Genomic DNA, 23,884 nt, shown 5'->3' with positions numbered 1-23,884 from the left:
CGCTGCCCATGCTGACCGGACAACCGAGTCCGTTCAGGAGGCAGGAATTGTTGACCAAGGTAGCCGTGCTCGCGACAGCGACCGCGCTCTCCTTCGGCGTGGCCGCACCGGCCGGCGCCGAAGTGGCCGTGACCGCGTTGCCCACGGCCAGCATGGAAGCGGTGCTCAAGGCCGCGCAGATCGACCCGCGCCGCGCTGACAGCGCGTTGACCCCTGGCGCCAAGGACAGTGTGCTGCTGGTGGAGCAGGCGCTGGCCGCCAAGGGATTGCTCGATCAGCAGTACGTCGACGGCCACTTCGGCACCTCGACGATCAACGGGTACTCCAGCTACCAGAAGTCGCTGGGGTACACCGGGATCGACGCCTCCGGCCTGCCGGGCAAGACCTCGCTCGAGAAGCTGGGCGAGGGCCGGTACACCGTCACCGCGGTGGTCTCGGCGGGTAGCCGTCTGACCTACCACGGCAAGACGATGAACACCCGGACCAAGGCGATGCTGGTGAAGGCCGAGGCACTGCTCGGCAGGCAGCTCACCATCACGCAGGGCTCGTACAACCCCGGCGGCGTCGGCGCTTCGGCCGGGACGCACGACGGTGGCGGCGCGCTCGACATCGGTGTCGAGGGCATGTCGTCGACCACGCGGACCGACGTCGCGCGGAAGCTGCGTCAGGTGGGCTTCGCGGCTTGGGTCCGGACCCCGGCCCAGGGTTTCGCCTACCACATCCACGCCATCGCACTGTCCGATCCGGACCTGTCCTCCGGTGCGCAGCACCAGGCCGGCGACTACTACCTCGGCTACAACGGCCTCGCCGGCCGTGGTTCCGACGACGGCCCCGCCGTCACGCCGAAGCTCACTTGGGAGGAGTACCAGCGGTCCTGATCCCGCTGGCCGAAGGCCACCTTCGTCTATGTCGATCGCCGCGAAGGTGGCCTTCGGGCTGTCCGGGAACCCCCGGGTAGGCTTCCCCGCGACGGCAAAACCAGCGGGAAGGGAACATCGCGTGGAGGCTCAACCGGTCGGTCAGTGGCTCGACGAGCTGGCTTCGAAGGCCTCGACGCCCGGCGGTGGCGCGGGTGCCGCGATGAACGCCGCGGTCGGTGCCGCCCTGGTCTCCATGGTGTGCAACCTGACCATCGGCAAGCCGAAATACGCCGAGCACGAGGCCGCCATGACCGAGGCGCTGGGCAAGGCCGAAGACCTCCGCCGTCGCGCGCTCGGCCTCGCCGCCGACGACGCCGCCGCCTTCGACGCGGTCGTCTCGGCCTACAAGCTCCCGAAGGCCACCGACGAGGAGAAGCAGGCCCGTTCGGCCGCGATCCAGGCCGCACTGGTCGGCGCCGCCGACGTCCCGCTGCGCACCGCCGCCCTCGCCGCCGAGGTCGTCGACGTCGCCGCCTCGATCCTCGAAGGCGCCAACACCAACGTCATCTCCGACATCGCGGTCGCCGCCTCGTCCGCCAAATCCGCGCTCGAATCGGCCGTGGTCAACGTCGAGGTCAACCTCGCGTCGATGTCCGACGAGCAGCTGCGCAAGGAGACCGAAGCCCGGCTCGCCGAGCACGTCTCCGCCGCCGGGCGCGCCGACGCGCTCGTCGCCGAGGTTCGCGAGAGGATCGCCCGATGACGCTGATCGACGGGCGCGCGATCGCCGCCGCCATCACCGCCGAGGTCACCGAGACCGCCGCCAAGCTGCGCGAATCGGGCACCGCCCCGACGCTGGCCGTGCTCGTGCCGACCGACGACGACGCCACCGCCTGGTACGTGCGCTCGATCGAGCGCGCCGCGAAGAAGGTCGGCGTCGACTGCCGGGTGGTCCAGCTCGAAAAGCCTTCCGGCGAGGACGTCACCCGCGAACTCGACAAGCTGTCCGCGGACCCGTCGGTCCACGGCATCATCTGCCAGACCCCGCTGCCCGAAGGCGTGACGCTCGACGACGTCGGCGCGCACATCGATCCGCTCAAGGATGTCGACGGTGCCAACCCGGTCAGCCTCGGCAGGCTCACCGCCGGCCTCCCGACCTACGCCCCCGCCACCGCCGCGGCGGTGCTGGAGATCCTGAAGCGCGAGCAGGTCGCCCTGTCCGGTGCCCAGGTCGCCGTCGTGGGCCGTTCCACCGTGGTCGGCAAGCCCGCCGCGCTGCTGCTGCTCGCCGAGAACGCGACGGTCACCGTCTGCCACTCCCGCACCAAGGACCTCGCGGCGGTCACCAAGGCCGCGGACGTCCTGGTCGTGGCCGTCGGCCGCGCGCACTTCGTCGGCGCGGACCACGTCAAGCCCGGTGCCGTGGTGATCGACGTCGGCACGAACCCGACTCCCGAAGGCGGGCTCGTCGGCGACGTCGACCAGGCGGCCGTCGAGGAGATCGCGGGTTCGATCACGCCGGTCCCCGGCGGCGTCGGTCCGGTCACGACGTCGCTGCTGCTGCGGCACACCGTCACCGCCGCGCAGTCCTGATCCTCTGAGCCAGGCGGCGAGTCCATTGAGGACTCGCCGCTTTTGGCGCGGTAAGACATTTGTGGCGCGTTGCGAAAGCCACTTTCGCAACCTTCAACGTTGGGAAAGTGGCTTTCGCAACGTCAGCGGGAGCAGTCGGCCAAGGTGCCGTCGGAGCGTGTCGCGAAAGCCACTTTCGGGACGCCTGATGTCCTGAAAGTGGCTTTCGCGGCACAGGCTTAGCCTTCGTCAAGTCCCGATCACGGCTTCCACGGTCTTCCGCACCTGCGCCGTCTCCGGCGCGGCACCGGTGCGATCGGCAAAGAGCAGATGTGCGGCACCGATGAGCGTGGCCGCGAGCGTCTCGACGTCGGCACGCTCGGCGATCCTGCCCTGTGCGCGCTCCGCCTCGAGGTAGGTGGCGATCATCTCGGCGGCCTGTGTCAGCACCGGGACCCCGGCCGGCCACTCGCGGCGCAATCGGGCGCGAAGTTCGTCGCGGAAGATCACGAGCGGGACGATCGCGACCGCGACCGACTCGAACACCGCCGTGAGCGCCGCGGTGAGATTGTCCACGACCGTTCCGGTACCGACGGCCTCTCGAAGCCCCTTCTCGTCCAGCTTCTCGATCCGGTCCAGCACGAACTCGGCGAGGAACGCGTCGAAGTCGTCGAAATGCCGGTGCAGCACACCTTTCGCGCAGTCCGCCTCCGTGGTCACGGCGCGGCTGGTGAGCCCACTCGGCCCGTCCCGAAGCAGGACGCGCTCGGCGGCGTCGAACAGCTGCGCGCGGACGGCGCGCAGGGCTACCCCGGTCGGCATACGGCTCCCTTGCGTTGACGAGTGGGCGAGTGCCCACTTAAGGTGGGCGCATGCCCACTCTACCTTCGGGGCAGGAGCCCCACCACTATCGCCGGGCCGCGGAATCCTTCGGGGTGGACGTCGACCGCTACGACCGGACCCGGCCCGCTTATCCCCCGGAACTCATCGACCGCTTCATCGGCGCCGCTCCCGGCCGCGAGGTCCTCGACGTCGGCGCGGGCACCGGGATCGAAGCGCGCCAGTTCGAGGCGGCCGGCTGTCACGTGCTGGCCATCGAACCGGACCCGCGGATGGCCGAGTTCGCCCGCCGGAGCGGGATCGACGTCGAGGTCGCGACGTTCGAAGCCTGGGAGCCCGCCGAACGCCGGTTCGACCTGCTCGTCTCCGGGCAGGCCTGGCACTGGGTCGACCCGGTCGCGGGCGCGGTCAAGGCCGCCGAAGTGCTGCGGCCTGGTGGGCTCTTCGCCGCGTTCTGGCACGTGCCCGAAGCGCCGGACGAGGTCGCGGACGCCTTGGCAGACGCGTACCGGCGGCTCGTGCCGGACTCGCCGATCGATCTCAAAACCGTGCCGAAGCAGCCTTCGGACCCGTACGGACCGCTCATCGCGAAGGTCGCCGACGGCCTGCGCGAACCAAGCGGATTCGGCGAGCCGACGCGAAGTCGTCACGACTGGGAACGGGTCTACACCCGTGACGAATGGCTCGATCAACTCCCGACATTCGGCTCGCTCACCTGGGTCGAACCCGTTGTGCGAGAAGAAATCCTCGCCGACGTCGGAGCGGCGATCGACAGGATGGGCGGCCGGTTCACCGTGCGCTACGCCACCGTCGCGATCACCGCGGTCCGGGACTGACCGGCCGGTGGCGGGAGCCGCGCCGCTCCCGCCACCGGCGTCCGTCAGGGCGTGACGGGGACGTTGGTCAGCCCGTTCACCGCCCTCGACACGGTGTTGGACGCGTAGACGACGTTGGGCCGTTCCGAGCACTTCGACGTCGACGTGATCTTGATGGCGTACTGGCCGACGCCGCCGAGGTCGGACTTGTTGTTCCGCCACACGTTCCCGCAGCCGTTCGGGAACGACGGGGTGGTGCCGGGGTTGTGCGTCTCGTAGCCGTTCGCGAACGTCCCCGGCGAGGCGAAGGTGCCGGTGTTGCCCTCGATCACGTACCCGGTTCCCTTGACGTCGACCCAGGAATCGGCCGAGTTCTGCCCGGAAACCCCTTGGCCGTCGAAGGTGTTGCCCCGGATGACGCCGTCCGCGGTGCCCTCCTTGACATCGATGGCCTCCGCGGCGACATACGGTCCGATGTGATTGCCGAGCACCTGGATCCGGTCGCTACGGTCGACTCCGCCGGAGTTCCCGTGGCACGCCCAGTTCGAGTTCGCCGAGCCGAGGTAGACGCCCTCGCCGTAGCCGGCCTGGACGAGACCGGTGTGGCTGATCGTCGAGTCGCGGATGACGCTGTCGGCCGAGGAACGGCGGAAGTGCACGGCCTCCTCGTCGATCCGGTGCACCCGCACCCCCTCGATCACCGTGTGCTGCGAGTTGTCGGCGACGATGCCCTTCTTCGACTCCTGCACGGTGAAGCCCTTGAGCTGCCAGTACGGCGCGCCGTAGAGCCAGAACCCGTACCCGGAGTCCCAGCCCGCGGTCGGAGCCGGACAGGGTGGCGCCTCCCCCGACGGGCCATCGTTGATCAGGACCGCGGTCGACGGTCCGGTCACCGTGATCGGCGCGGCCGCCGTCCCCGGCTTTGTGGCGACGAACGAACCCCGATAGGTTCCGGCCGCCAGCCGGATGGTCTGCCCGGGGCTCGCGGCGGCCAGCGCGGCCTGCAACTCGGCCGCGGTGCCCACGTCGACAACGTCACCCGATGGGACCGTGGTGGTGGTCGTCGGCGGTTTGCTCGTGGTCGTGGTGGTGGTCGGCGCCCCTCCCCCGCACGGGCTGCCGTTGATCGTGCACCCGGTCGGGAGGCCCAGTCCGGAGGTGTTGAAGCCGAAGCTCGCCGACCCACCGGGTTTGACCGTGCCGTTGAAACCCGCGTTGGTGACCTTGTAGTGCTGTCCGGTGCGGGTGAGCACCGAACTCCACGACGTGGTGATCGCGGTGCCGGCGGGGAGATCGAATTCGATCGTCCACTGTGTACTGTTCGCGTCCCCCGAGTTGGTCAGCGTGTACTTGCCGCCGTATCCGCTGTCCCAGACCGAGCTCTGGGTGAACGCGGCGGACAGGCTGGGCGCGGCGGCCTCGGCGGTGACGACGGCGCCGAGCAGGCCCGCCGCCGACGCCGTGGCCGCGATCGCGGCGAGCAGTCGTTTCCTCGTCATTCCGCGCCTCCGCATTTCGTTCCGGCGATCGTGCACGCGACCGGGAGCCCCTGACCGGCGGCGTTGAAGCCGAACGTCGCCGTGCCTCCGGGTTTGACGCTTCCGTTGTGGGTCGCGTTCCCGAACCGGTAGTGCTGCCCGGTCTTGGTCAGCACCGAACTCCAGGAACCGGTGATCGTCGTCCCGGCGGGCAGGTCGAACTCGACCGCCCACGAACCCACCACGGCCGAGCAGCTGTTGGTGACGGTGAAACCGCCGCCGTACCCGCTGTCCCACACCGACTTACGGGTGAACGTCGCGTTCAGGCAAGCACCCGGAGTCTGGCTGGTCGTGGTCGGCGTGGTCGTGGTGGAGGTCTGACCCGTCGTCGAGGACGGCGGAGTCCCGTCGACGGACTTCAGGAACAGCGACGACGCGGCGTCGGTCTTGGTCGCGTCGACCCCGTGCCCTCCGGTGTAGTCCCGCTGCTCGTTCTTCGCCCAGTCGGCGATCGGGGTGCCGCCGACGTCGAGGTGCTTGTACGCGGCGCCGTCCCAGCCGAAGACATGGATGCGGTGCCGGTCGGCGTAGAAGTCGTTATACGGGCCGTTGTCCGCGAGCTGCTTGGTCATGGCGTTGTTGAAGAACACGTTGCGATAGCCGGTGGCACCCGACCATTTGACGGCTTTCTTGCCCGCGCCCCACCAGATCGGGAACCAGTTCGAGTCGTCGGGACCGCCTCCGCCCTCTTCACCGCAGTTGGCCCGGCAGTTCCCCGAACGGTGCGCGTACGGGACCTTGACCGTGTTCAGTTCGAAGAGGTTGTTGCGCTCCCAGCCTCCGTGGAGGTTCAGGTCGGAGTCGAAGGAGTTGCCGATCACGACGTTGCCCGAGGCGGACCACTGGAAGGTGAAGTGCCGCAACAGGGTCGAAGTGTTCCCGGCGTACAGCGAATCCCAGACCCGTGAGCCGCGGAAGTAGCCGTTGCCACCCTTGCCCTTGTTCCATGAGCCGTTGAGTTCGTTGTCCACGATCTGGAGGTTCTTGGCCTCCTCGGTGACGATGGGATGCGAACCGGTCATATCCGCGCGGATGCCGCGGACCCAGGAGTTCGCCGCCCACTTGAACACGATCCCGTGCATCTCCGCGGCGGGCGCCATGTTGCCGTAGTTGTTGTTCGCCTCGGCGGGATTCAAGCCCGGCATGTCCTGCGTGAACCCGAGGTTCTCGAAACCGACGCCGACCACCGGGTCGACCAGCGGTGCCGCCTTCGAGTCGTACGTGGCGCCGTCGATCGGGGCCGAACCGTCCGAAGTGGAGTTCACCGGCACGTCGTACTCGAGCGGTTTGTCCAGGGTGACGGTGCGTGCCGTGGTGTCGAGTGCCGCGACCGTGAAGATCTGCTGGCGCATGTGCATGTTCAGCAGCGGGAACGTGGTCGGGGTGGCCTGCTGCTGCGCGTAGAACTTCTGGGAGTTGGCCGCCCGGATGTTGACCAGGTTCCCGGCGGCGAGCGAGGTCAGGGCACCGCTGCTCGCCAGGTGGACGACCTTGTCCCCCATCCGCGCGGCGAACGCGGTGTCGCCCGGCTTGCCCCGCAGCTTCACGCCTGCCTTCCAATGGACGTTGATCGTGCCCTCGAAGATGTCCTTGCGGTTAGCGGGCGCCGAGGCGTAGTCGCTCGCGTAGGACGTGTGCACTCCCCTGGACTGGACGCGGAACAGCCCGCGGCCCGGCCACAACCAGCCGCCCTTGCCCGCGCCGGAGGTCATCCCGTCCTCGTCCCAGTCGGAACCGTCCGGGGTGAGGGAGTCATAGAGGGTGTTCGCGTCGGGTTTGTAGACGAACTTGGTGGCGTCCTTGCCCGCTCCACGCAGGATCAGGTAGTCGGCGTCGACGTGGATCTCGTGCGTGACATCGAACCGCCCTGCCGGGAAGGTGATCGTGCTCAGCTTGGTGTAGCTCCCGGACGGCGAGCACGCGCTCTTGATCCCGTCGATCGCCGCCTGGATCCCGTTCGTGTCGTCGGCGCCGTCGTCGGGCTTGACGTTGTACTGGCTCGCCAGTTCCGCCGCGGTGACCTGGCAGGTGGCGTTCGGATTCACTTCACCGGAGCCGGGAAGCGCGGCGCCACCCCGGTACCCGGCCTTGGACCAGTCGTAGAGCCCCGCGACCGGCGCGCGGCGATTGGCGGCGCCGAGGTCGAGGCCGGTCAGCGCGCCGGGCCCCGGCGCCGCGTCCGCCACTTCGGGCGGTACCTGCAGGATTGCGGCGATGGCGACCACGGCGGCGACCGCCGGGAGGACGGCACGACGAAGAGGACTTTTTCGGGACACCCGAAACCTCCGTGACGGACTGACGGAAGGTGTTGCGGCGTGTACACCCGGACCCCGTCTTTATAGTTCACGTCCATGTCGCCCGTCAACGGATGTGAATAACGTCCATGTATGTGAACGAGCCGCGGTCCCTAGTCTCCCGAACGGAAGCGATCGAGCACGCGGCGTTCCCGTTTGGTCGGACGTCCCGCACCCCGCTCCCGTCGCGCGACCGGCACCGTGGCCTCGGGTGGCGGCGGGGGCGTCCGGTCGAGGAAACAGGTCGCGGCGTCGGCGGCACCGACCCGTTTCTGGATCACCCGGGTCACTTCCAAGATCCGCGTCGTGTCGTTGACCCGTGCACGGACCTCGTCACCGGCCACGACCGTGGTCGCGGGTTTGGCCGGTTTGCCGTTCACGCGGACATGGCCGCCGCGGCACGCCGCCGCGGCGTCCGGACGCGTCTTGGTCAGCCGGACGGCCCACAGCCAGCGATCAACTCGAGTGGACTCCACAGCAGTACATAGTGGCCCATCCGCCGTCGCGATGCCCGCCTGCCTGCCCCAAGCACACGGAAAGAAGTCCCACCATTATTGCCACCCGACATAGCCACAGGTATAACTTGTTCTAAATCCCTCAACGGTGAGGAAGATCACGTGAGCGACGAAACCATGTGGAGAAGCGCTTCCGGACAGTTATCCCGCCGCATCTTTATCACTGGAACTGGTTCTATCTTGGGAGCCGCGGCCCTCGGCGGGACCGCTTACGCGAAAAGCTCGATCGCCGACGCCGCTCGCATCCCGGCGCTCGTCATCGGGTCCGGCTACGGCGGCTGCGTCGCCGCCCTCCGGCTGGCCGAAGCCGGCGTCGACGTCCACCTCGTCGAACTCGGCATGGCATGGGACACCCCGGGTACGGACGGCAAGATCTTCGCCAACACCACCACCCCGGACTACCGGTCCTTCTGGCTGCGCACGCGGACGAAGCAGCCGCTGAGTAACTTCCTCGGCTTCCCGCTGGACAAGGACGTCCCGCGCCACACCGGCATCCTCGACGCCGAGGAGTTCAGCGGTATCACCGTCTACCAGGGCCGCGGCGTCGGCGGGGGCTCGCTGGTCAACGGCGGGATGGCCGTCACGCCGAAGCGCGAGAACTTCAGCGCGGTCCTGCCCACGGTCAACGCCGACGAGATGTACGGCGTCTACTACCCACGCGCCAACGCGGGCCTCGGCGTCGCCACCATCGATCCGAACTGGTTCGAAACGGCCGAGTGCTACCAGTACGCGCGGGTCGGCCGGAAACACGCGCAGCGTTCCGGGTTCCCGTTCCTGTTCGTCCCGGACGTCTACGACTGGGACTACATGAAGAAGGAGCAGGCGGGCACGGTTCCGAGGTCCGCGTTGGCCGGGGAGATCCTCTACGGCAACAACGCGGGCAAGAAATCGTTGCAGCAGACCTATCTCCCGCGGATCAAGGCCACCGGTCGCGTGACGATCTCGGCCCTGCACCGCGTCACCTCGGTCACTCCCGCGTCCGGCGGCGGATACACCGTGGTGATGGAGCAGCTGAACACCGGCGGCACGGTGACCGCGACCAAGTCCGTGACAGCGGACAAGGTGTTCTTCGCCGCCGGCAGTGTCGGCACGAGCAAACTCCTGGTCAAACTCAAGGCCACCGGCGCGCTGCCCAACCTCCACAACGAGGTCGGAAAGGGCTGGGGCGACAACGGGAACGTCATGTGCGGCCGGGCCAACCACATGTGGGACGCCACCGGGGCACTGCAGTCGTCCATCCCCACCGCCGGTATCGACAACTGGGCCGCGGGCGGCGCCTTCGCCGAGGTCGCCCCCCTGCCGACCGGCATCGAGACCTACGCGTCGTTCTATCTGTCGATCACCAAGAACCCCAACCGGGCGACGTTCTCGTGGAACGCGGCCGCGAACAAGGTCGACCTCAACTGGCAGACCGCCTGGAAACAACCGTCGATCAACATGGCCAAGACGATCTTCGACAAGATCAATTCCAAGGAAGGCACGATCTACCGCACCGACCTCTTCGGCGTGTACAAGATCTGGGGCGACCACCTCACCTACCACCCGCTCGGTGGCGCGGTGCTCGGCAAGGCGACCGACAACTACGGCAGGCTCCACGGATATCCGGGCCTGTACGTGATCGACGGCGCGCTGATCCCGGGCAACACCTCGGTGAACCCGTTCGTCACCATCACCGCCTTGGCGGAACGGAATATCGAAAAGATCGTCGCCACCGATCTGTGACGCCGGCCGGTCCGTGAGTGGGCCGGGATCGCAGGCCCGTGAAGGGCCCCTTCCCTAGTACATGAAGGACCCCATCCTTGCGCCTAGGTACAGGAAGGGGTCCTTCATGTACTTCTCACGGCCTAAAACTTCGGCAGAACACAGACGGTGTCGATTCCCAAAACGCGATTCAGCCGTCCGAATGCGAGCCAGGAACCGATGCTCATGCTCAGTTCGACGATTTCCTTCTGGCTGTAGTGCTCGCCCATTCGCTTCCAGAATTCGTCGTCGATGCCGTGATGATCGAGCGCGTAGCGTTCGGCGTATTCGGCGGCCAGCCGGGTCCGCTCGTCGAACGCGCCGGTGGTGCGCCACTCGGTCACCGCGTCGGCGAACTCCTCCTCGACCTTCACCCCGTCGCGTTCGGTCCGCCAGTCCAGGCAGAAGACGCAGCCGTTGATCTGCGCGATCCGCAACCGGGCCGCCTCGAACTCGCGGAGCCCCAGCGTGGTGTGCGAGTAGACCGCCAGGGACAGATTCGAGGCCGCGACGCCGATACCGGGCACCATCTCGCCCCACACGTAGCCGATCGGGTCCTTGCCCTCGGGAATGTCGATGATCATCGCGCGCTCCTTCCGAGCTTGCCGGTCGCCGGTCGCAAGGGGACGTCCAATGCGTCGTAGAGGCCTGGTTTGGCGTCCACGAGCCAGTCGATGGCGCCGACCAGCCTGCCGACCGCGGTCGCGTTGCCGCCGGCGGACCGGTTCTCGCCCTCGTCGGTGGCCTCGACCGAGACTTCGATCCTGGGGCGGCCTTCGATGATCACCCGGTGCGCCCCGTCGCCGCTGGGCGGCATCGGCCAGTCCGGCGCGCACGACGCGTGGATGCGGGTGACGTGCTCGATGACGATGCGGGGGTCGCCGTCCACGATCCCCTGCACCTCGAACCGGACCGCGCCCTGCGTGCCCGCTTCGAACTCGCCCATCGCCCGCGTGGTCACGGTTTCCTCGAGCGGACGGCGGTCGAGCGTCTCGCGGATCTCGTCCAGCTCGACCCCGAGGCCGCGGGCGATCAGCCGCACTTGCCCGCCCCACACCATCGTGGGCACCGAAGGGGCCAGCATCGGCGGCTGATAGTCCATCGGCTGCCCCATCCCGACCAGGTAGCGGACGGAATCCGGCTGGTCGTAGGTGGAGTAGTCGAAGATCTCCTGGCAGCGGACCGCGTCCACGGTGGTGCCGAGCCCGCTGATCAGCAACGGCAGGATGTCGTTGCCCCATCCCGGATCCACGCCGGAGACGAACAGCGAACCGCCGCCTTCCGCGATCGCCGCGAGGATCGGCTCCCGCAGCTCCTCCGGCGCGTTGCGCTGGTCGTACAGCGCGTAGAGCGCGGGGGTCACCACCACCGCTCCCGCCCGGATCGCGCGGACGATGTCGGCCAGCGCGTCGGCGGGCCGGATGTCGCCGGACGCCGCGTACACCACCGCGCGCGGCCCGGCCGCCAGAACCGCTTCGACGTCATCGGTCGCCGCCACACCCGAATCGCCGTCGACTCCCGCGAGTGCGGCCGCGTCGCGACCGACCTTCGCGGGATCGTGCACGAGCACACCGGTGAGTTCCAGCGCCGGATGCGCGTCGACGGCCCGGATGGAGGCGCGGCCGATGTTGCCTGTACCCCAGACAACTGTGGGAATCATGAAGTCGAGGTTAACCGAATCGAAGGTCGGTTCCCAGTACCGAAACAATCACGAAAACCGCAGGTCAGAACGCATTACTCGGGTTCATTCGAGTGGGCAACGAAAGCGTTCCGGTGCGCGGAACGGGCCTCGTTTTCGTCGGTGACCGGCAACGGGGTTGAGACCCGCCGACGACCGTGTGTAATGTGCGCTCCCGTGACGAGCCCCGAGTCGGACAGAACCCCGCCGCCGGTCGACCGGCGGCGAGTCGTCGTATCCGGCCGTTAGGCATCGGCCCTCTCGCTTCCCGGTGACCGGAGCGCTGTTCCGTGCGTCCGGCCGGGTTTCTCCCTGTCTCGCGCACGGCTTCCTCCTGCTCACTTTCTCCATGGGAGTCGTCCGTTGCCCCTGTTCGTCTATGTCCTCGGCCTTGCCGTCTTCGCGCAAGGCACCTCCGAATTCATGGCTTCCGGTCTCGTGCCGGGAATCGCCGGTGAACTGTCCGTCCCGGTGGGCGCGGCCGCCGCGCTGACCTCGGCCTACGCCGTCGGAATGATCGTCGGCGCCCCGGCCATGGCCGTACTCAGCGCGCGCTGGCCTCGCCGCCGGGCCTTGGCCGGGTTTCTGACCGCCTTCGTCGTGGTGCACGTCATCGGCGCCGTGACGACGAGTTTCCCGCTGCTGTTCGGCACCCGGGTCGTCGCGGCGGTCGTCAACGCGGGATTCCTCGCCGTGGCCATGCCCGTCGCGATCGCTTTGGCACCAAAGGGAAAGCAGACGCGGGCGACCGCGGTCCTGTTGGCGGGGATCACGCTGTCGTGTGTCGCCGGTGTACCTGCCGGAGCCGTGCTGGGTGAGCTCGCGGGCTGGCGTTCCGCGTTCTGGGCGGTCGCCGCGCTATGCCTTCCCGCGCTGGTTCTGGTGTTCCGCTCCGCACCCGCCGACGCGGCAGGCCCGCGGGAAATCTCGATCAAGCGCGAAGCACGGGAGCTGAAATCGCCTCCGGTCCGACACGCGATGGTCCTTGCCGCCCTGGTCAATGGCGCGACCTTCGCGACGTTCGCGTTCCTCGCGGTCATCGCGACGGATGTCGCCCGCCTTCCGGCCGGGGCGGTTTCCGGGTTGCTGGCGGCCTTCGGTGTCGGCGCTTTCCTCGGCGTCACGGTGGCGGGCCGCACGGGCGACGGCGAACTCCGGAGCGGCCTGGTACTCGCGTTGTGCGTCCTTCCGGTCGGCTGGGCGGTGCTGGCGGTGACCAGCGCGCAGCCCGTCGCCCTGTTCCTCGTGACGATCGTCCAAGGTGGACTGTCGTTCGGTTGCGGTTCCGCGCTCGTGGCGCGGGTGATGCACGTGGCTCCAGGAGCTCCGACGCTCGGTGGTTCGTTCGCGACGGTCGCGCTCAACACCGGCGCGTTCCTGGGACCGGTGCTCGCCGGTCTCGTCACGGAGTCGACCGGGGACTATCGGCACGCCATCTGGATCAGCGCGGCGATCGCCCTTGTTCCGCTTCTGCTCGTCCTGGGGAGGAAGGTGCTGATCCGCTCCTGAGCCGCGCGTGCAGGTGGACGTCGTGCCATCCGTCCGCGTGCAGCATCGAAGAACGCAAGGTGCCTTCGAGGCAGTATCCGGCCTTGCCCGCGACGTTGCAGGAGGCGGCGTTCGCGGTGGAATGCAGAAGGAACAACCGGTGCAACCGGACGGTTTCGAACGCCCACCGCGTCAACGCCGCCACCGCGCTGCCCGCGATCCCCGCGCCGCGGGCGGCGGGAAGAACCCAGTAGGACAGCTGTGCGGAAGCCTCGAAAAGCGAGAGGGCGCGGAGACCGACCTGCCCGACCGGCCGGTCTTCGCGCGCGTCGACCACCGCCCAGCTCGCGTCCGTCTCGTCCGTCCAGCGCTGTTCCCAGCCCGCGATCCACTCGCGGGCCTCGTCCGCTCCGTCGACACGGCGGACGTGCCAGCGCTGGATGGCCGGACACGCGAAGGCGGCTTCGACGTCCTCCGCGTCGTCAGCGCACCAAGGTCGCAACACCAGCCTGTCGTCGACGATCAGGCACGGCTGCGGCATCGACCGGAACGTACCGGCGGGCAGGGCGGGCTCGATGAGCAGAGGCACCCGCCCATCATGGCGTACCGGCGGCCTCGGCCTGGGTAACATCGGCCAGACCATGGAGATGATCACTGTGCCGGCGGGCGAGGTAACGCTTTCGGACCGGCGCACGCAGCGGAGCTGGGCTGTCGATGTCGCGTCGTTCCTGCTCGCGCCGGTTCCGGTCACCCGCGAGCCCGGCCGGCTTCCCCTCGTCGACATCTCGTGGACGGACGCCCTCCGACTCTGTAACACCCTGTCCCAGCGCGAAGGCCTCACCCCCGCTTATGAGCTGGATTCGTCGACCTGGGACCGGACCGCGAACGGCTACCGCCTGCCCACCGAGGCGGAATGGGAACACGCCTGCCGCGCCGGCACGACCGGCCCTCGCTACGGACCACTCGACGAGATCGCCTGGTACCGCGAGAACTCGGCGGAGTCCGCGCACGAAGTCGGCGGGAAGGCGCCCAACGCGTGGGGACTGCACGACATGCTGGGCAATGTCTGGGAATGGTGCTGGGACGTGTACGACGCCGAGGTGTACGGCGAATACCGGGTCCTGCGGGGCGGCGGCTGGTTCGACGAGCACTGGAGCTGCCGGGCTTCGGTGCGGCGCCGCAGTCACCCGACCTTCCGTGTCGACGACGTCGGCTTCCGCCTCGCCCGGTCACTGTGACCCCGCCGACCGGACACGATGATCACACGATTGAATGACGCCACGGACACCCGGCCAGGGTGTCGGACCCTGGAGGAAACCGTGACCGGAACCGCTCCCCGAGACGTCGAACGCGTCTACTCCACCGCCGACGTCGTCGCGAAACTGCGCCGCCTCGCCGACGCGCTCGAGTCCGAGACCTCGTTCCGCATCCAGATCGCCGGGGAACGGTTCCGTGTCCCCGCCCGCGCGCAGTTCTCGATCGAGCACGAACGCGGTGACGGCGAGGAAGAGGTCGAGTTCCAGCTGAAGTGGAAGATCGAAGAGACCGACTCCGACGACGACTCCGAAGGCACCGTCGTCTGATCTTCTGTCCATAAAGGACTGGGCGGGCCCTATTTCGTTGGCGGGCCCGCCCGCTTCGTCACTACGGTTCGCCGGTGCTCAAGGGACTGGAGTCGCTCCTCGGACTCGAGCTGACCTGGGACGGCATCTCCGACAAGACCGGCGGCTCCGCCGTGTTCATGCTGTTCTCAAGCGCGGCCCGGAACCACCTGGAGATCAAGGCGCCAGACTTTCCTCGAAGGCGGATTGCTCCTCAAAGTCCTGGAGCGGGCCGGGCAGGTCGGCCCTGTGCTCGCATCGATGGGCCGGAGCCGCGACCTGTGCGACAAGCTGTGGGATTCCTACGTCGACACGATGAAGCTGGTGCTCGGCATTCTGCTCGGAGAGCGGTCGGACGCGGTGTTCACCTCGGCCGACCTTCGCGGGATCGGGGTGGACGACACGGAACCACGGGAGTCGTGAGCGGTCGTCACAGTAGCGGATCAGCTCACACGATGCCGCCGTTGGCGCGAAGCACTTGGCCGTTGACCCAGCGGGCCGGGCCAGCGAGGAACGAGACGACCTCGGCGATGTCGGACGGGGTGCCAAGGCGTTCGAGCGGGGGCTGCGCCGCCATCCTCGCGATGGTCTCCTCGTCCTTGCCGTCCAGGAACAGTGCTGTGGCGGTCGGGCCGGGGGCGACCGCGTTCACGGTGATGTCGCGGCCGCGCAGTTCACGGGCGAGGACGAGGGTGATCGCCTCGACCGCGCCCTTCGTGGCGGCATAGGCGGCGTACCCCGGGAGGGCGAGACCGAGCACCGACGTGGAGAAGTTGATGATCGCGCCGCCGTCACGAACGCGGCGGGCTGCCTGCTGATCGACCACGAAGGTGCCGCGGATGTTGGTGCGGTGCAAGCTGTCCAGCCTCTCGAGATCCAGTTCCGCCACCGGCGCGAGATACATGGTGCCCGCGGCGTGGACCACGACGTCGACACCGCCGAAGGTCTTCTCCGCCGTGTCGAACACGGCGGCGACAGCCTGCTCGTCGGCGACGTCGGCCTGCGCCGCGATCGCCTGACCTCCACCGTCGGTGATCGCCTCCACCGCGGCCTGCGCCTCGTCCTTGTTGCCGCCGTATGCGACGACGACCGCGAATCCGTCGGACGCCAGCCGTTCGGCGCTCTGCCTGCCGATGCCCCGCGACCCGCCGGTGACGATCGCTACCCGTGTCATGACGTGCTCCCATCAAGCGTTCCGTTGCTAACCCGATCACAGTATCATCGATAACGAACCATCGCTACCGGATCGGTGTTATCGTCGATACATGACGTTGACGACGAAAGACCGGTTGGTCCGCGCGGCGGCGGAACTCCTGCGGGAAGGCGGACGGGACGCGTTGTCGACGCGTGCGGTCAGCGCCGCCGCCGGAGTTCAGGCGCCGACGCTCTACCGGACCTTCGGCGACAAGGACGGCCTTCTCGACGCGGTCGCGACGTATGGCTTCAAGAGCTACCTGGAGGGGAAACACGCCCTCGGCGAAACCGACGACCCGGTACGCGACCTCCGGCGAGGCTGGGACCTGCACGTCGAGTTCGGCCTGCACCAGCCGGCTTTCTACCTGCTCATGTACGGCGAGCCCCGTGTCCGCGAGGCACGCCAGGAGGCGGACGCGATGCTCCGCCGCATCGTCGAACGCATCGCCGAGGCCGGCAGGCTGCGCGTCCCTGTCGAACAAGCCGCGCAACTGGTGCACGCGACCGGGATGGGCGTGATCCTCTCCTTCCTCGCGAGCCCTCCGGGGCACCGCGATCCGGACCTGATCATCGCCGCGCGCGAACACGTGATCGCCGCGATCACCACCGGCAGCGCGAAAGTGGATTCAGCCGTCCCGAGCCGTGCGATCGCGCTCAAAGCCGCACTGGAGAAGGAACATGGAGACGTCCTGACCCCGGCCGAGCACGCGATGCTCGCCGAATGGCTCGACCGGCTCGCGCGATCGAGCAAGTGAGGCGAAACGAGCTCGAGACGTACCGGCCGGCCGTCGCTACCGGCCGACAGCCTTCGCCGCCGCGACCGCCTGCCCGGCATAGGACCGTCCGAAAAGGACGGTGTGAACGAGGAGCGGGAACAGCTGGTGCGCACCGATCCGGTCGGTCCAGCCATCGGCGAGCGGGGCGACTTCCTGGTAGGCGGCCAGCACCCGGTCGAACAGCGGGCAGCCGAACAACTGCAGCATGGCCAGATCGGTCTCGCGATGGCCGCCATGCGCGGCCGGGTCGATGAGCGAGGCCTCGACCGCACCCCACAGCACGTTGCCGTTCCACAGATCGCCGTGCAGGCGGGCCGGAGGTTCGGCCGGACCGGCGACCTCCGGGAGCCGCGCGCAGGCTTGCTCGATGACAGCGGTTTCGTCAGCGTTCAAAGTGCCTTCGTCGACCGCACGGCGGACATAGGGCAGGACCCGGTGCTCGGCATACCACCGCGGCCAGTCCTCCCCCGGCGTGTTCACCATCGGGGCCAAGCCGATCCACGCGTCGACAGGCCCGTCCGGCGGCGCGGCGCCGAACGCGGGCGCTCCGGCCGCGTGCAACGCCGCGAGCCCCCTCCCCAGCCGCTCCGCCGCGTGATGTGTCGGCCGACCACCACCGACCAGTTCCGTGACCAGCCATTCGCCGTCGTGACCACGGACCTCGGGCACACGCACGGCGCCGGGCGTACCCAGCCAACGCAGCCCCGCCGCCTCCGCGGCCGTCGCGGTCCGGGCATGCCCCCGTTTGACGACCACCGTGTCGCCGCTGTCCAGCACCATTTCGGTCACTCCGCTGGAGAGACTCCTCTGCTCTGCGACGGCTCGTCCGGTGATCCGCGTGGCAGCCTCGGCAGGCGTCGAAACCAGGGTCATGCCCGCAACCTACCTCCGCCGATCGAGTGAACGCTCGTTGTCTGGAGCGCCGGTTCGGGGAATTCCACGGCGCTTTCACTTTTTTCGAGGGGAGAGCGGTCCTGCCCACACGAACAGCGCCGGTTTCCCGGCCTCCGTCGGGCTGCATGCGGTCAACGCCCGGAACTCACGGACGAGATGCGCCTGATCGCTGTACCCGCCCGAGTACGCGACCTCCGCCCACGAAAGAGATGGCTCCCGGTTCATCAGCGCCAGCACGCGATTGAGCCGGGCGATCCGCCCGACCGTGCGGGGATTCAGCCCGATCTGTTCACGGAACCGGGCGTTGAGATGCTGCCTGCTCCAGCCGATCTCGCGGGCGAGGGCGTCGACCCGGACCGGCCCGGCGGACAGCCGGTCCCACGCGTATCGGACCGGGGCCGCCAGTCCGGGACCGTGGGCGAGCCTCGCCGCCAGGTACTCGTCCAGCAGCCGGAAGCGCTCCGGCCAGTCCGGAGCCTCGGCCAACTGTTCGGTCAACAGCTCGGCCGGCAGCAGGTCGGACGCCGCGACCGCCGCGTTCGTCAACTCCCGCAACGGGATCCCGAACAACGCGTACGAACCGCGCGGGGTCAGCGTGACGAGGATCCCGCGCGAAGCGCCGGATTGCTCGAGACGCAGCGGCCCGTCACGCAATCCCAGTACGGGTGAATCCGGGATCTCCGGACCGCGATCCGGGGCTTCGAAATCGATCATCCAGGTGAGCACGGACAGCGGGGTGACCTGCCAGGAGTTCGCGCCGGCGTCGGGAAGGTCGTGCGCGACGTAGCTCGACACGTGAGCGGCGAGGCGGGGATGCGGCCACCGGAGGATCCGCTCGCCGGGTGCGCGAAGGAGGTCCTGCCGCGGTGTCACGAGACCCCATCCGCCCATGCCGCCAGCTTACTTTCGTTCAAGACCGGGAACGCGGCTCCGTTCTAACGTCCGGAGCATGACGAAAATCGGAGGTTTCAGAAATCCGGCGGCCGAGAAGCGTTATTTCGCCGCCTACGACCGCGCCATGGCCGAGTGCCCGGAGCCGGCCCAAGTCTTCGACGTCGAGACCCGGCATGGCAGCACGCGGGTCTACCGCTACGGCGGTGAGGGCCCGCCGATCGCCCTCCTGCCGGGGTTGTTGGCGACTTCCGCCTGTTTCGCGGCGCTGCTTCCCGCTTTGGCGGACCGGCACGCGGTCTACGCGATCGACACGCTCGGCGAGGCGGGCCGAAGCGTGCAAAGGGCACCGTTCAAGGACGTCCGTGACCGCGCGAGCGCTATCGACGACGTTTTCGAAAGCCTTGAGCTGCCCTCGGTGCATCTCGTCGGCGGTTCGACCGGCGGCTGGCACGCGGCCAACCAGGCGATCCACGCACCCGGCAGGCTCGCGTCCATCACATTGCTGGACGCGACCACCGTTTCGGCACCGTTCGCCCGGAAAGTGTTCCGCTACGGCTTGCCGGCGGCATTACTCGACAGCGACCGTCTGTGGCGGCGTTTCGTGACGTGGTCCGCCGGGGAGGACATCCTCGACCAGCCCGCCGCCCAACTGGTACTGGCGGGAATCCGGTGCTACCGCGCGCGGGTGCCGTTCCAAGTCCTCCCCAGTGAGGAGGCGCTGCGGTCCATCGAAATTCCCACCCTCGCCCTGTTCGGCGGCCGCAGCGCCGTACACGATTCGGCCGCCGCCGCCGCGAGACTCGAAAGCCTGCTCCCCCATGCCGACGTCGAAATCCTGCCGGACGCCGGACACTACCTCTATTTCCGCCCGGACGATCGCGAACTGGTCATCAAGCGTGTCCTCGACTGGGCCGGTCAGGCGGCCCGTGCGCCGGAGTGACGGCGAGCGGCGGCCAGGCTGGCCCGGCACGCGGCGATCAGCTTGGCCGAGGCGGCGCTTTCGCCGTGGCCGCAGCGAGGACAGGACATCGTGACGTCGCCGGAGAGTTCGTCGACGGAAACGGTCAACGCGGTCGCGCACGAACGACACCAGCGGTGCCGGGTGATCGGGTTGACGTGCAGCGGCGAAGCGACGCACTGGTGGATCCAGCGGCCGTGCACGTGGCAGGTCAGGCGGTCGTCCGGGGCCAGGCGGCCGACGTCCTCCGCGTCGTCCTCCATCGCCAGCAGAACCGGCAGGGTGCGGCCCACCGGGTTCAGCCGCGTGGTCGAGGCCAGTGTCGTGGTGTTCATCGCTTTCTCCTTCCGGCTCTTAACAAGACGTCGAACGGGGAGCGCCAGATACGACACAGCCGGGCGCCCTTCTCGAAGAAAGCTCCCCCTGGTGGGTGAATTGATCTTGGTCGAAGCCGAACCGTTACCCCATTCGGGTTAACGGCGCGTATCTTTCGGATCATGAAGGCCGCATTCATTCCACTGTCCACATCAGACAGTCGCGGCCCCGGCCACCTGCTGTTCCCGCCCGCCGGCGGCACACTTCAGACCTTCGGTCCGCTCGCCGGGGCGGCGGGCGCGGACGTCTGGGGCGTCGAGTATCCCGGCCACGGGGATCGACTCGCGGACACGCCTGCGTCGTCCCTCGAAGAACTCGCCACCCTCGTGGCCGGCGCGACACCGAGGGCCTGGTTTTCCCGCTCTGTGATCATCGGTTTCGGAATGGGCGCCTTCGTCGCCTTGGAAACCGCTCAACGGCTGGGCGTCTCCCCGGGCGCGCTGATCGTCGTGGACGCGTGTGCCCCGCAACGGCTCTCACCGGAAAAGACCGCCAAGGCGGGCGCGTCCGCCATCGGCCGGGTGTTCGGCCGCACCGGGCTCACCCCTGTCGCGGGCTATCGCGATTCGCCCGAAAGCTGGGAGTACGCCCTGGATCTACTGCTGGGCGACCTCCAATTGCTGAATGCCTACCGCGGGCCGGCCAGAACACGGCTCTCATGCCCGATCGCGGCGATACGCGGGACCGACGATCCCGCGTCCGCCTCGGGTGACGACGCGACGGGCGGCTGGCGGGTGTGGACTTCCGGTCCATTCGTCGGCCGCGTCGTCCCGGGCGGGTATCTAGGTGTTCTCCAGCCCGGTCGGGAGGCCGAGTTCTGGGCCCGGATCCGCAGACTGCGGGCGGCCTTCCTCGGCGTCGAGCCGGAAGTCGCCTAGGCGACGTCGACCGGTTCTAGCGCGCCCCGGTGAGGTGTTCGAGGGCCAGCTGCGACAGGCGGATGAAACCGTAACCGCGCTCCGCCGCCTTGTCCGGGTCGAAGTCCTCGAACGCCGATCGGTCCGCCAGCAGATCCGCCGCCGTCTCGCCGTCGTCGAGAGTCGGCGTCGCCAGCTCCGGGACGAGCGCGGCGTCGAGCGCGGCCTGCACCTCGGGATCGGCACGGAACGCACGGGCACGTTCGGCGAACAGCAGGTAGCTGGCCATGTTGGCCTCGGCGCTGGCCCAGACGCCGTCCATGTTCTCCGTGCGCAGCGGCTTGTAGTCGAAGTGGCGCGGCCCGTCGTAGCCGCCGTGCTCCAGCAGGTCGACCAGGAAGAACGACGACAACACGTCGCCGTGGCCGAACACGAGGTCCTGGTCGAACCGCGGGCCGCGCTGGCCGTTGAGGTCGATGTGGAACAGCTTGCCCTGCCACAGGGCCTGCCCGATGCCGTGGACGATGTTGAGCCCGGCCATCTGCTCGTGCCCGACCTCGGGGTTCACGCCGACGATCTCGTGGTTGTCGAGTGTGGAGATGAACGCGAGCGCGTGCCCGATGGTCGGCAGCAGGATGTCGCCGCGAGGTTCGTTCGGCTTCGGTTCGAGCGCGAGCCGGAGGCCGTAACCCTGGTCGATGACGTACTGGGCGAGGAAGTCGATGCCCTCGCGGTAGCGGTCCATCGCCGCGTGGACGTCCTTCGACGCGTCGGTCTCGCTGCCTTCACGACCACCCCAGAGCACGAACGTCGACGCACCCAATTCGGCGGCGAGGTCGAGGTTCCGCAGCACCTTGCGCAGGGCGTACCGGCGGACGTCGCGATCGTTGCTGGTCAGCCCGCCGTCCTTGAAGACCGGATGGCTGAACAGGTTCGTGGTCACCATCGGGACGACGAGACCGGTCTCGTCGAGCGCGCCTTGGAAGCGCTTCAGCTGCCGCGCGCGCTCCGCGTCGGCCGAGCCGAACGGGATGAGGTCGTCGTCGTGGAAGGTGATTCCCCAGGCGCCGAGGTCCGAGAGACGGTGCACGGCTTCCACCGGGTCGAGCGGGGCCCGGCTCGCCGGGCCGAACATGTCGTTCGCCTGCCAGCCCACGGTCCACAACCCGAAGCTGAACTTGTCCTCACGCGTCGGAGCCTGAGCCATTTCGCCTCCACCCATTAGTTTGATGCCTGAACTTATCGACGACGATCCGGCGGGTCAAGGCTTTCGTTCAGGCATCGAACGAATACACTCGCGCGATGATCGGTACGCGTCCGGCGGGACAGCACACCGTGCGGCAGCACAACGCCGCCCTCGTCCTCGGCGCGATCGCGGACGGCCCCGGCACCTCACGGGCGGGCCTCGCCGCCGCCACCGGGCTCACGAAGGCCACCGTGTCGATCGTGGTCGATCGCTTGATCGCGGCGGATCTCGTGGCCGAAGGCGAGCCGGAACGCCGGACCGGCCCCGGCAGGCGCGGCACCGTCGTGTCGCTCTCCCCCACCGGCCCGCACGGACTCGGCATCGAGATCGGCGTCGACTACCTGGCGTCCTGCCTCGTCGATCTGAACGGCACCGTCCGGGCGGAAGAGGTCCGATACGCGGACAACCGGACGCCCCGCGTTTTCCAGCGCGTGTCGGCGTTCCTGCGCAAGGCACGGAAGCAGGCGGACGCGCTGGGGGTGCCCGTCGGCGGCGTCGGTATCGCCGTTCCGGGCCTGGTCGAATCCGGTCTCGTGCGGCTGGCCCCCAACCTGGGCTGGCGCGACGTCGACCTCGCGGACCGGCTCGGGGAGACGTTCACCGTCGCCAACGAAGCCAACTTCGCGGCGCTCGCCGAACTCTGGCACGGCTCGGCGTTGCCGGATTTCGTCCACGTGTCCGGCGAGATCGGGATCGGTGCGGGGATCGTGCTGGACCGTGCCCTGTTCGAAGGCGTCCGCGGCGCGGGCGGCGAGATCGGACATCTGCCCGTGGCACCCGACGGCCCGCCGTGTTCCTGCGGCGCGAACGGCTGCCTGGAACGGATGGCAGGTCAGGAGGAGATCCTGCGGCTCGCGGGCGCGGAGACGGTCGAGGAGCTGGTCTCCGCACTGGAAGCCGGCGACGGTGCGGCCCTTTCCGCGGTCACCACCGCCGCCGGCCATCTCGGCATCGGACTGTCCACTGTGGTCAATCTGATGGACGTCCCGGCGGTGGTGCTAGGCGGGACCTACGCGCGGCTCGAACCATGGCTGCGTGAGCCGCTCCTCGCCGAACTGGAGCGCCGCGTGCCCAGCACGGCCTGGTCGCCGGTGCGTGTCATCCGATCGTCGCTCGGCACGGGAGCCGCCGTACGCGGTGCCGCCGGCTCGGTGATCCGAAGCGTTCTCGCGGATCCGGAGAACTATCTCACGACTCACTGGCCATCCGATCAGGACGCTCGGGGCCGCTGACCCCGGGCAGCAACGGCTCGATCGCCCGCGCCCGCCGCTCGATGTCGGGCCGCTGGGCGCGCCGCGCGTAGTCGATGAGGGCTTCGCGGTCGTCTCGCGGAAGCCAGCCCTGCTCGCTTCCGGTCTCCAGCCTCACGAGGTACCGCACCAGCTCCACGGACTCGGCGCCGAAGTCCCGCATGCGGCGCGTCAGCAGTTCCGCCGCGCCGAGGTAACCGTTGTTCCAAGCGTGGACCGCCAGCAAGTGCGCCGTCGCCGCGAGGATGTCACCGAGGTGGAACCCGCCCTCCGCGGCGAGATGCCCGGCGAGCCGGAAACTGCGCCGGCCCTCGCCGACCGGGCCCTCCTCACGAATCGCCTCGAGCAGAGCCCCGATCTGCCGCGTCAGGTAATCCTGACCCGCGTCCTCCACCGTCACCGCATTCCTCCACCCAGTCGCCGCGATCGCACGAAGGTGTCAATGGGGAGCACACCAGATACATCGAATGCCGAACCGTTATCACCCGAATGGCCTGTC

The 23,884-nt window shown here is 68.6% G+C and carries 26 protein-coding genes; 13 read left to right on the top strand and 13 right to left on the bottom strand.

Annotated elements, in window-relative coordinates; all coding sequences use genetic code 11:
• Positions 1–47 precede the first annotated feature (47 nt).
• The 3 genes from DL991_RS09490 (at position 48) to DL991_RS09480 (ending at position 2,453) form a co-directional block, all read left to right on the top strand.
• Positions 48–878 (top strand): peptidoglycan-binding protein, encoded by an 831-nt coding sequence (locus DL991_RS09490; protein WP_125783049.1) that lies wholly within the window; start codon positions 48–50, stop codon positions 876–878.
• A gap of 121 nt (positions 879–999) precedes the next feature.
• Positions 1,000–1,623 carry a cyclodeaminase/cyclohydrolase family protein gene (locus DL991_RS09485; RefSeq protein WP_125783047.1) on the top strand — a complete coding sequence of 208 codons (624 nt, stop codon included), beginning with the start codon at positions 1,000–1,002 and terminating at the stop codon, positions 1,621–1,623.
• Positions 1,620–2,453 (top strand): bifunctional 5,10-methylenetetrahydrofolate dehydrogenase/5,10-methenyltetrahydrofolate cyclohydrolase, encoded by an 834-nt coding sequence (locus DL991_RS09480; protein WP_125783045.1) that lies wholly within the window; start codon positions 1,620–1,622, stop codon positions 2,451–2,453. The genes DL991_RS09485 and DL991_RS09480 overlap by 4 nt, the downstream gene beginning before the upstream one ends.
• 228 nt (positions 2,454–2,681) lie before the next feature.
• Here the strand turns inward: DL991_RS09480 and DL991_RS09475 are convergent, their stop codons facing one another.
• Complete coding sequence (locus tag DL991_RS09475; protein WP_125783043.1) at positions 2,682–3,254, bottom strand: TetR/AcrR family transcriptional regulator; 573 nt, start codon at positions 3,252–3,254, stop codon at positions 2,682–2,684.
• Between the two features lie 113 nt (positions 3,255–3,367).
• On the opposite strand from DL991_RS09475, the gene DL991_RS09470 reads away from it, so the two are divergent.
• The gene (locus tag DL991_RS09470; protein WP_125783125.1) at positions 3,368–4,108 is read left to right on the top strand and encodes a class I SAM-dependent methyltransferase; all 741 of its coding nucleotides are present in this window, start codon (positions 3,368–3,370) and stop codon (positions 4,106–4,108) included.
• A 44-nt stretch (positions 4,109–4,152) separates the two neighbouring features.
• Here the strand turns inward: DL991_RS09470 and DL991_RS09465 are convergent, their stop codons facing one another.
• The 3 genes from DL991_RS09465 to DL991_RS09455 form a co-directional block, all read right to left on the bottom strand.
• Positions 4,153–5,586, bottom strand: a complete 1,434-nt coding sequence (locus DL991_RS09465) for a cellulose binding domain-containing protein (protein ID WP_125783041.1) — start codon at positions 5,584–5,586, stop codon at positions 4,153–4,155.
• Entirely contained in the window at positions 5,583–7,901 is a 2,319-nt protein-coding gene (locus DL991_RS09460; protein ID WP_233598747.1) for a cellulose binding domain-containing protein, read from the bottom strand. The genes DL991_RS09465 and DL991_RS09460 overlap by 4 nt, the downstream gene beginning before the upstream one ends.
• A gap of 131 nt (positions 7,902–8,032) precedes the next feature.
• Positions 8,033–8,395: an RNA-binding S4 domain-containing protein gene (locus DL991_RS09455; protein ID WP_125783039.1), complete on the bottom strand. Its 363-nt coding sequence runs from the start codon at positions 8,393–8,395 to the stop codon at positions 8,033–8,035.
• Positions 8,396–8,614: 219 nt separating this feature from the next.
• Between DL991_RS09455 and DL991_RS09450 the strand changes: the two genes are divergently transcribed.
• Complete coding sequence (locus DL991_RS09450) at positions 8,615–10,156, top strand: GMC oxidoreductase (protein WP_125783037.1); 1,542 nt, start codon at positions 8,615–8,617, stop codon at positions 10,154–10,156.
• Between the two features lie 122 nt (positions 10,157–10,278).
• Here DL991_RS09450 and DL991_RS09445 read toward each other — a convergent pair whose 3' ends face one another.
• Together DL991_RS09445 and DL991_RS09440 are read right to left on the bottom strand one after the other, a co-directional pair.
• Positions 10,279–10,758 carry a carboxymuconolactone decarboxylase family protein gene (locus DL991_RS09445; protein WP_125783035.1) on the bottom strand — a complete coding sequence of 160 codons (480 nt, stop codon included), beginning with the start codon at positions 10,756–10,758 and terminating at the stop codon, positions 10,279–10,281.
• Positions 10,755–11,834 carry a dihydrodipicolinate reductase gene (locus DL991_RS09440; RefSeq protein WP_125783033.1) on the bottom strand — a complete coding sequence of 360 codons (1,080 nt, stop codon included), beginning with the start codon at positions 11,832–11,834 and terminating at the stop codon, positions 10,755–10,757. The genes DL991_RS09445 and DL991_RS09440 overlap by 4 nt, the downstream gene beginning before the upstream one ends.
• Positions 11,835–12,215: 381 nt before the next feature.
• Between DL991_RS09440 and DL991_RS09435 the strand changes: the two genes are divergently transcribed.
• The gene (locus DL991_RS09435) at positions 12,216–13,361 is read left to right on the top strand and encodes a Cmx/CmrA family chloramphenicol efflux MFS transporter (protein WP_125783031.1); all 1,146 of its coding nucleotides are present in this window, start codon (positions 12,216–12,218) and stop codon (positions 13,359–13,361) included.
• On the opposite strand, the gene DL991_RS09430 is transcribed toward DL991_RS09435, so the two are convergent.
• Positions 13,294–13,929, bottom strand: coding sequence for a GNAT family N-acetyltransferase (locus tag DL991_RS09430; protein ID WP_125783029.1), 636 nt, complete (start codon positions 13,927–13,929; stop codon positions 13,294–13,296). The genes DL991_RS09435 and DL991_RS09430 overlap by 68 nt on opposite strands.
• 52 nt (positions 13,930–13,981) lie before the next feature.
• On the opposite strand from DL991_RS09430, the gene DL991_RS09425 reads away from it, so the two are divergent.
• From DL991_RS09425 to DL991_RS09415, 3 genes are all read left to right on the top strand, one after another.
• A complete protein-coding gene (locus DL991_RS09425) occupies positions 13,982–14,578 on the top strand; it encodes an SUMF1/EgtB/PvdO family nonheme iron enzyme (RefSeq protein WP_125783121.1) in 597 nt (198 codons plus the stop codon).
• An 81-nt stretch (positions 14,579–14,659) separates the two neighbouring features.
• The gene (locus tag DL991_RS09420) at positions 14,660–14,923 is read left to right on the top strand and encodes an amphi-Trp domain-containing protein (protein WP_125677397.1); all 264 of its coding nucleotides are present in this window, start codon (positions 14,660–14,662) and stop codon (positions 14,921–14,923) included.
• Positions 14,924–15,148: 225 nt separating this feature from the next.
• Positions 15,149–15,364, top strand: a complete 216-nt coding sequence (locus tag DL991_RS09415; RefSeq protein ID WP_125783027.1) for a hypothetical protein — start codon at positions 15,149–15,151, stop codon at positions 15,362–15,364.
• A gap of 25 nt (positions 15,365–15,389) precedes the next feature.
• On the opposite strand, the gene DL991_RS09410 is transcribed toward DL991_RS09415, so the two are convergent.
• Positions 15,390–16,115, bottom strand: a complete 726-nt coding sequence (locus tag DL991_RS09410) for an SDR family oxidoreductase (RefSeq protein WP_125783025.1) — start codon at positions 16,113–16,115, stop codon at positions 15,390–15,392.
• A 91-nt stretch (positions 16,116–16,206) separates the two neighbouring features.
• Here DL991_RS09410 and DL991_RS09405 point away from each other — a divergent pair, with 91 nt between their 5' ends.
• Entirely contained in the window at positions 16,207–16,890 is a 684-nt protein-coding gene (locus DL991_RS09405; RefSeq protein WP_125783023.1) for a TetR/AcrR family transcriptional regulator, read from the top strand.
• Between the two features lie 36 nt (positions 16,891–16,926).
• Here DL991_RS09405 and DL991_RS09400 read toward each other — a convergent pair whose 3' ends face one another.
• Positions 16,927–17,784 (bottom strand): fructosamine kinase family protein, encoded by an 858-nt coding sequence (locus DL991_RS09400; protein WP_125783021.1) that lies wholly within the window; start codon positions 17,782–17,784, stop codon positions 16,927–16,929.
• Between the two features lie 75 nt (positions 17,785–17,859).
• Complete coding sequence (locus DL991_RS09395; RefSeq protein WP_125783019.1) at positions 17,860–18,696, bottom strand: AraC family transcriptional regulator; 837 nt, start codon at positions 18,694–18,696, stop codon at positions 17,860–17,862.
• Between the two features lie 58 nt (positions 18,697–18,754).
• Between DL991_RS09395 and DL991_RS09390 the strand changes: the two genes are divergently transcribed.
• On the top strand, positions 18,755–19,639 hold the full coding sequence (locus DL991_RS09390; protein ID WP_125783017.1) for an alpha/beta fold hydrolase: 885 nt from the start codon (positions 18,755–18,757) through the stop codon (positions 19,637–19,639).
• On the opposite strand, the gene DL991_RS09385 is transcribed toward DL991_RS09390, so the two are convergent.
• The gene (locus DL991_RS09385; protein ID WP_125783015.1) at positions 19,615–19,992 is read right to left on the bottom strand and encodes a hypothetical protein; all 378 of its coding nucleotides are present in this window, start codon (positions 19,990–19,992) and stop codon (positions 19,615–19,617) included. The two genes, DL991_RS09390 and DL991_RS09385, sit on opposite strands and share 25 nt — an antisense overlap.
• 162 nt (positions 19,993–20,154) lie before the next feature.
• Here DL991_RS09385 and DL991_RS09380 point away from each other — a divergent pair, with 162 nt between their 5' ends.
• Complete coding sequence (locus DL991_RS09380) at positions 20,155–20,910, top strand: thioesterase II family protein (protein ID WP_125783013.1); 756 nt, start codon at positions 20,155–20,157, stop codon at positions 20,908–20,910.
• Between the two features lie 16 nt (positions 20,911–20,926).
• On the opposite strand, the gene xylA is transcribed toward DL991_RS09380, so the two are convergent.
• Complete coding sequence (xylA, locus tag DL991_RS09375; RefSeq protein WP_125783011.1) at positions 20,927–22,096, bottom strand: xylose isomerase; 1,170 nt, start codon at positions 22,094–22,096, stop codon at positions 20,927–20,929.
• Positions 22,097–22,191: 95 nt separating this feature from the next.
• Here xylA and DL991_RS09370 point away from each other — a divergent pair, with 95 nt between their 5' ends.
• Complete coding sequence (locus DL991_RS09370; protein ID WP_125783009.1) at positions 22,192–23,367, top strand: ROK family transcriptional regulator; 1,176 nt, start codon at positions 22,192–22,194, stop codon at positions 23,365–23,367.
• Here DL991_RS09370 and DL991_RS09365 read toward each other — a convergent pair.
• Positions 23,324–23,785 carry a hypothetical protein gene (locus DL991_RS09365; RefSeq protein WP_125783007.1) on the bottom strand — a complete coding sequence of 154 codons (462 nt, stop codon included), beginning with the start codon at positions 23,783–23,785 and terminating at the stop codon, positions 23,324–23,326. The genes DL991_RS09370 and DL991_RS09365 overlap by 44 nt on opposite strands.
• Positions 23,786–23,884 lie beyond the last annotated feature (99 nt).

The sequence above is a fragment of the Amycolatopsis sp. WAC 01375 genome, from assembly GCF_003947325.1.
Lineage (GTDB): Bacteria > Actinomycetota > Actinomycetes > Mycobacteriales > Pseudonocardiaceae > Amycolatopsis.
Note: the sequence above shows the minus strand (reverse complement) of the source record. Positions and strands in the feature narration are given on the sequence as shown.

Excerpts from the sequence above, each read along its gene's own strand:
- DL991_RS09480 (WP_125783045.1), top strand. The coding sequence starts at position 1,620 with ATGACGCTGATCGACGGGCGCGCGATCGCCGCCGCCATCACCGCCGAG.
- DL991_RS09405 (WP_125783023.1), top strand. The coding sequence starts at position 16,207 with ATGACGTTGACGACGAAAGACCGGTTGGTCCGCGCGGCGGCGGAACTC.
- DL991_RS09410 (WP_125783025.1), bottom strand. The coding sequence starts at position 16,115 with ATGACACGGGTAGCGATCGTCACCGGCGGGTCGCGGGGCATCGGCAGG.
- DL991_RS09370 (WP_125783009.1), top strand. The coding sequence starts at position 22,192 with ATGATCGGTACGCGTCCGGCGGGACAGCACACCGTGCGGCAGCACAAC.
- DL991_RS09400 (WP_125783021.1), bottom strand. The coding sequence starts at position 17,784 with ATGACCCTGGTTTCGACGCCTGCCGAGGCTGCCACGCGGATCACCGGA.
- DL991_RS09395 (WP_125783019.1), bottom strand. The coding sequence starts at position 18,696 with ATGGGCGGATGGGGTCTCGTGACACCGCGGCAGGACCTCCTTCGCGCA.
- DL991_RS09380 (WP_125783013.1), top strand. The coding sequence starts at position 20,155 with ATGAAGGCCGCATTCATTCCACTGTCCACATCAGACAGTCGCGGCCCC.
- DL991_RS09475 (WP_125783043.1), bottom strand. The coding sequence starts at position 3,254 with ATGCCGACCGGGGTAGCCCTGCGCGCCGTCCGCGCGCAGCTGTTCGAC.
- DL991_RS09440 (WP_125783033.1), bottom strand. The coding sequence starts at position 11,834 with ATGATTCCCACAGTTGTCTGGGGTACAGGCAACATCGGCCGCGCCTCC.
- xylA (WP_125783011.1), bottom strand. The coding sequence starts at position 22,096 with ATGGCTCAGGCTCCGACGCGTGAGGACAAGTTCAGCTTCGGGTTGTGG.
- DL991_RS09390 (WP_125783017.1), top strand. The coding sequence starts at position 18,755 with ATGACGAAAATCGGAGGTTTCAGAAATCCGGCGGCCGAGAAGCGTTAT.
- DL991_RS09385 (WP_125783015.1), bottom strand. The coding sequence starts at position 19,992 with ATGAACACCACGACACTGGCCTCGACCACGCGGCTGAACCCGGTGGGC.
- DL991_RS09425 (WP_125783121.1), top strand. The coding sequence starts at position 13,982 with ATGGAGATGATCACTGTGCCGGCGGGCGAGGTAACGCTTTCGGACCGG.
- DL991_RS09445 (WP_125783035.1), bottom strand. The coding sequence starts at position 10,758 with ATGATCATCGACATTCCCGAGGGCAAGGACCCGATCGGCTACGTGTGG.
- DL991_RS09465 (WP_125783041.1), bottom strand. The coding sequence starts at position 5,586 with ATGACGAGGAAACGACTGCTCGCCGCGATCGCGGCCACGGCGTCGGCG.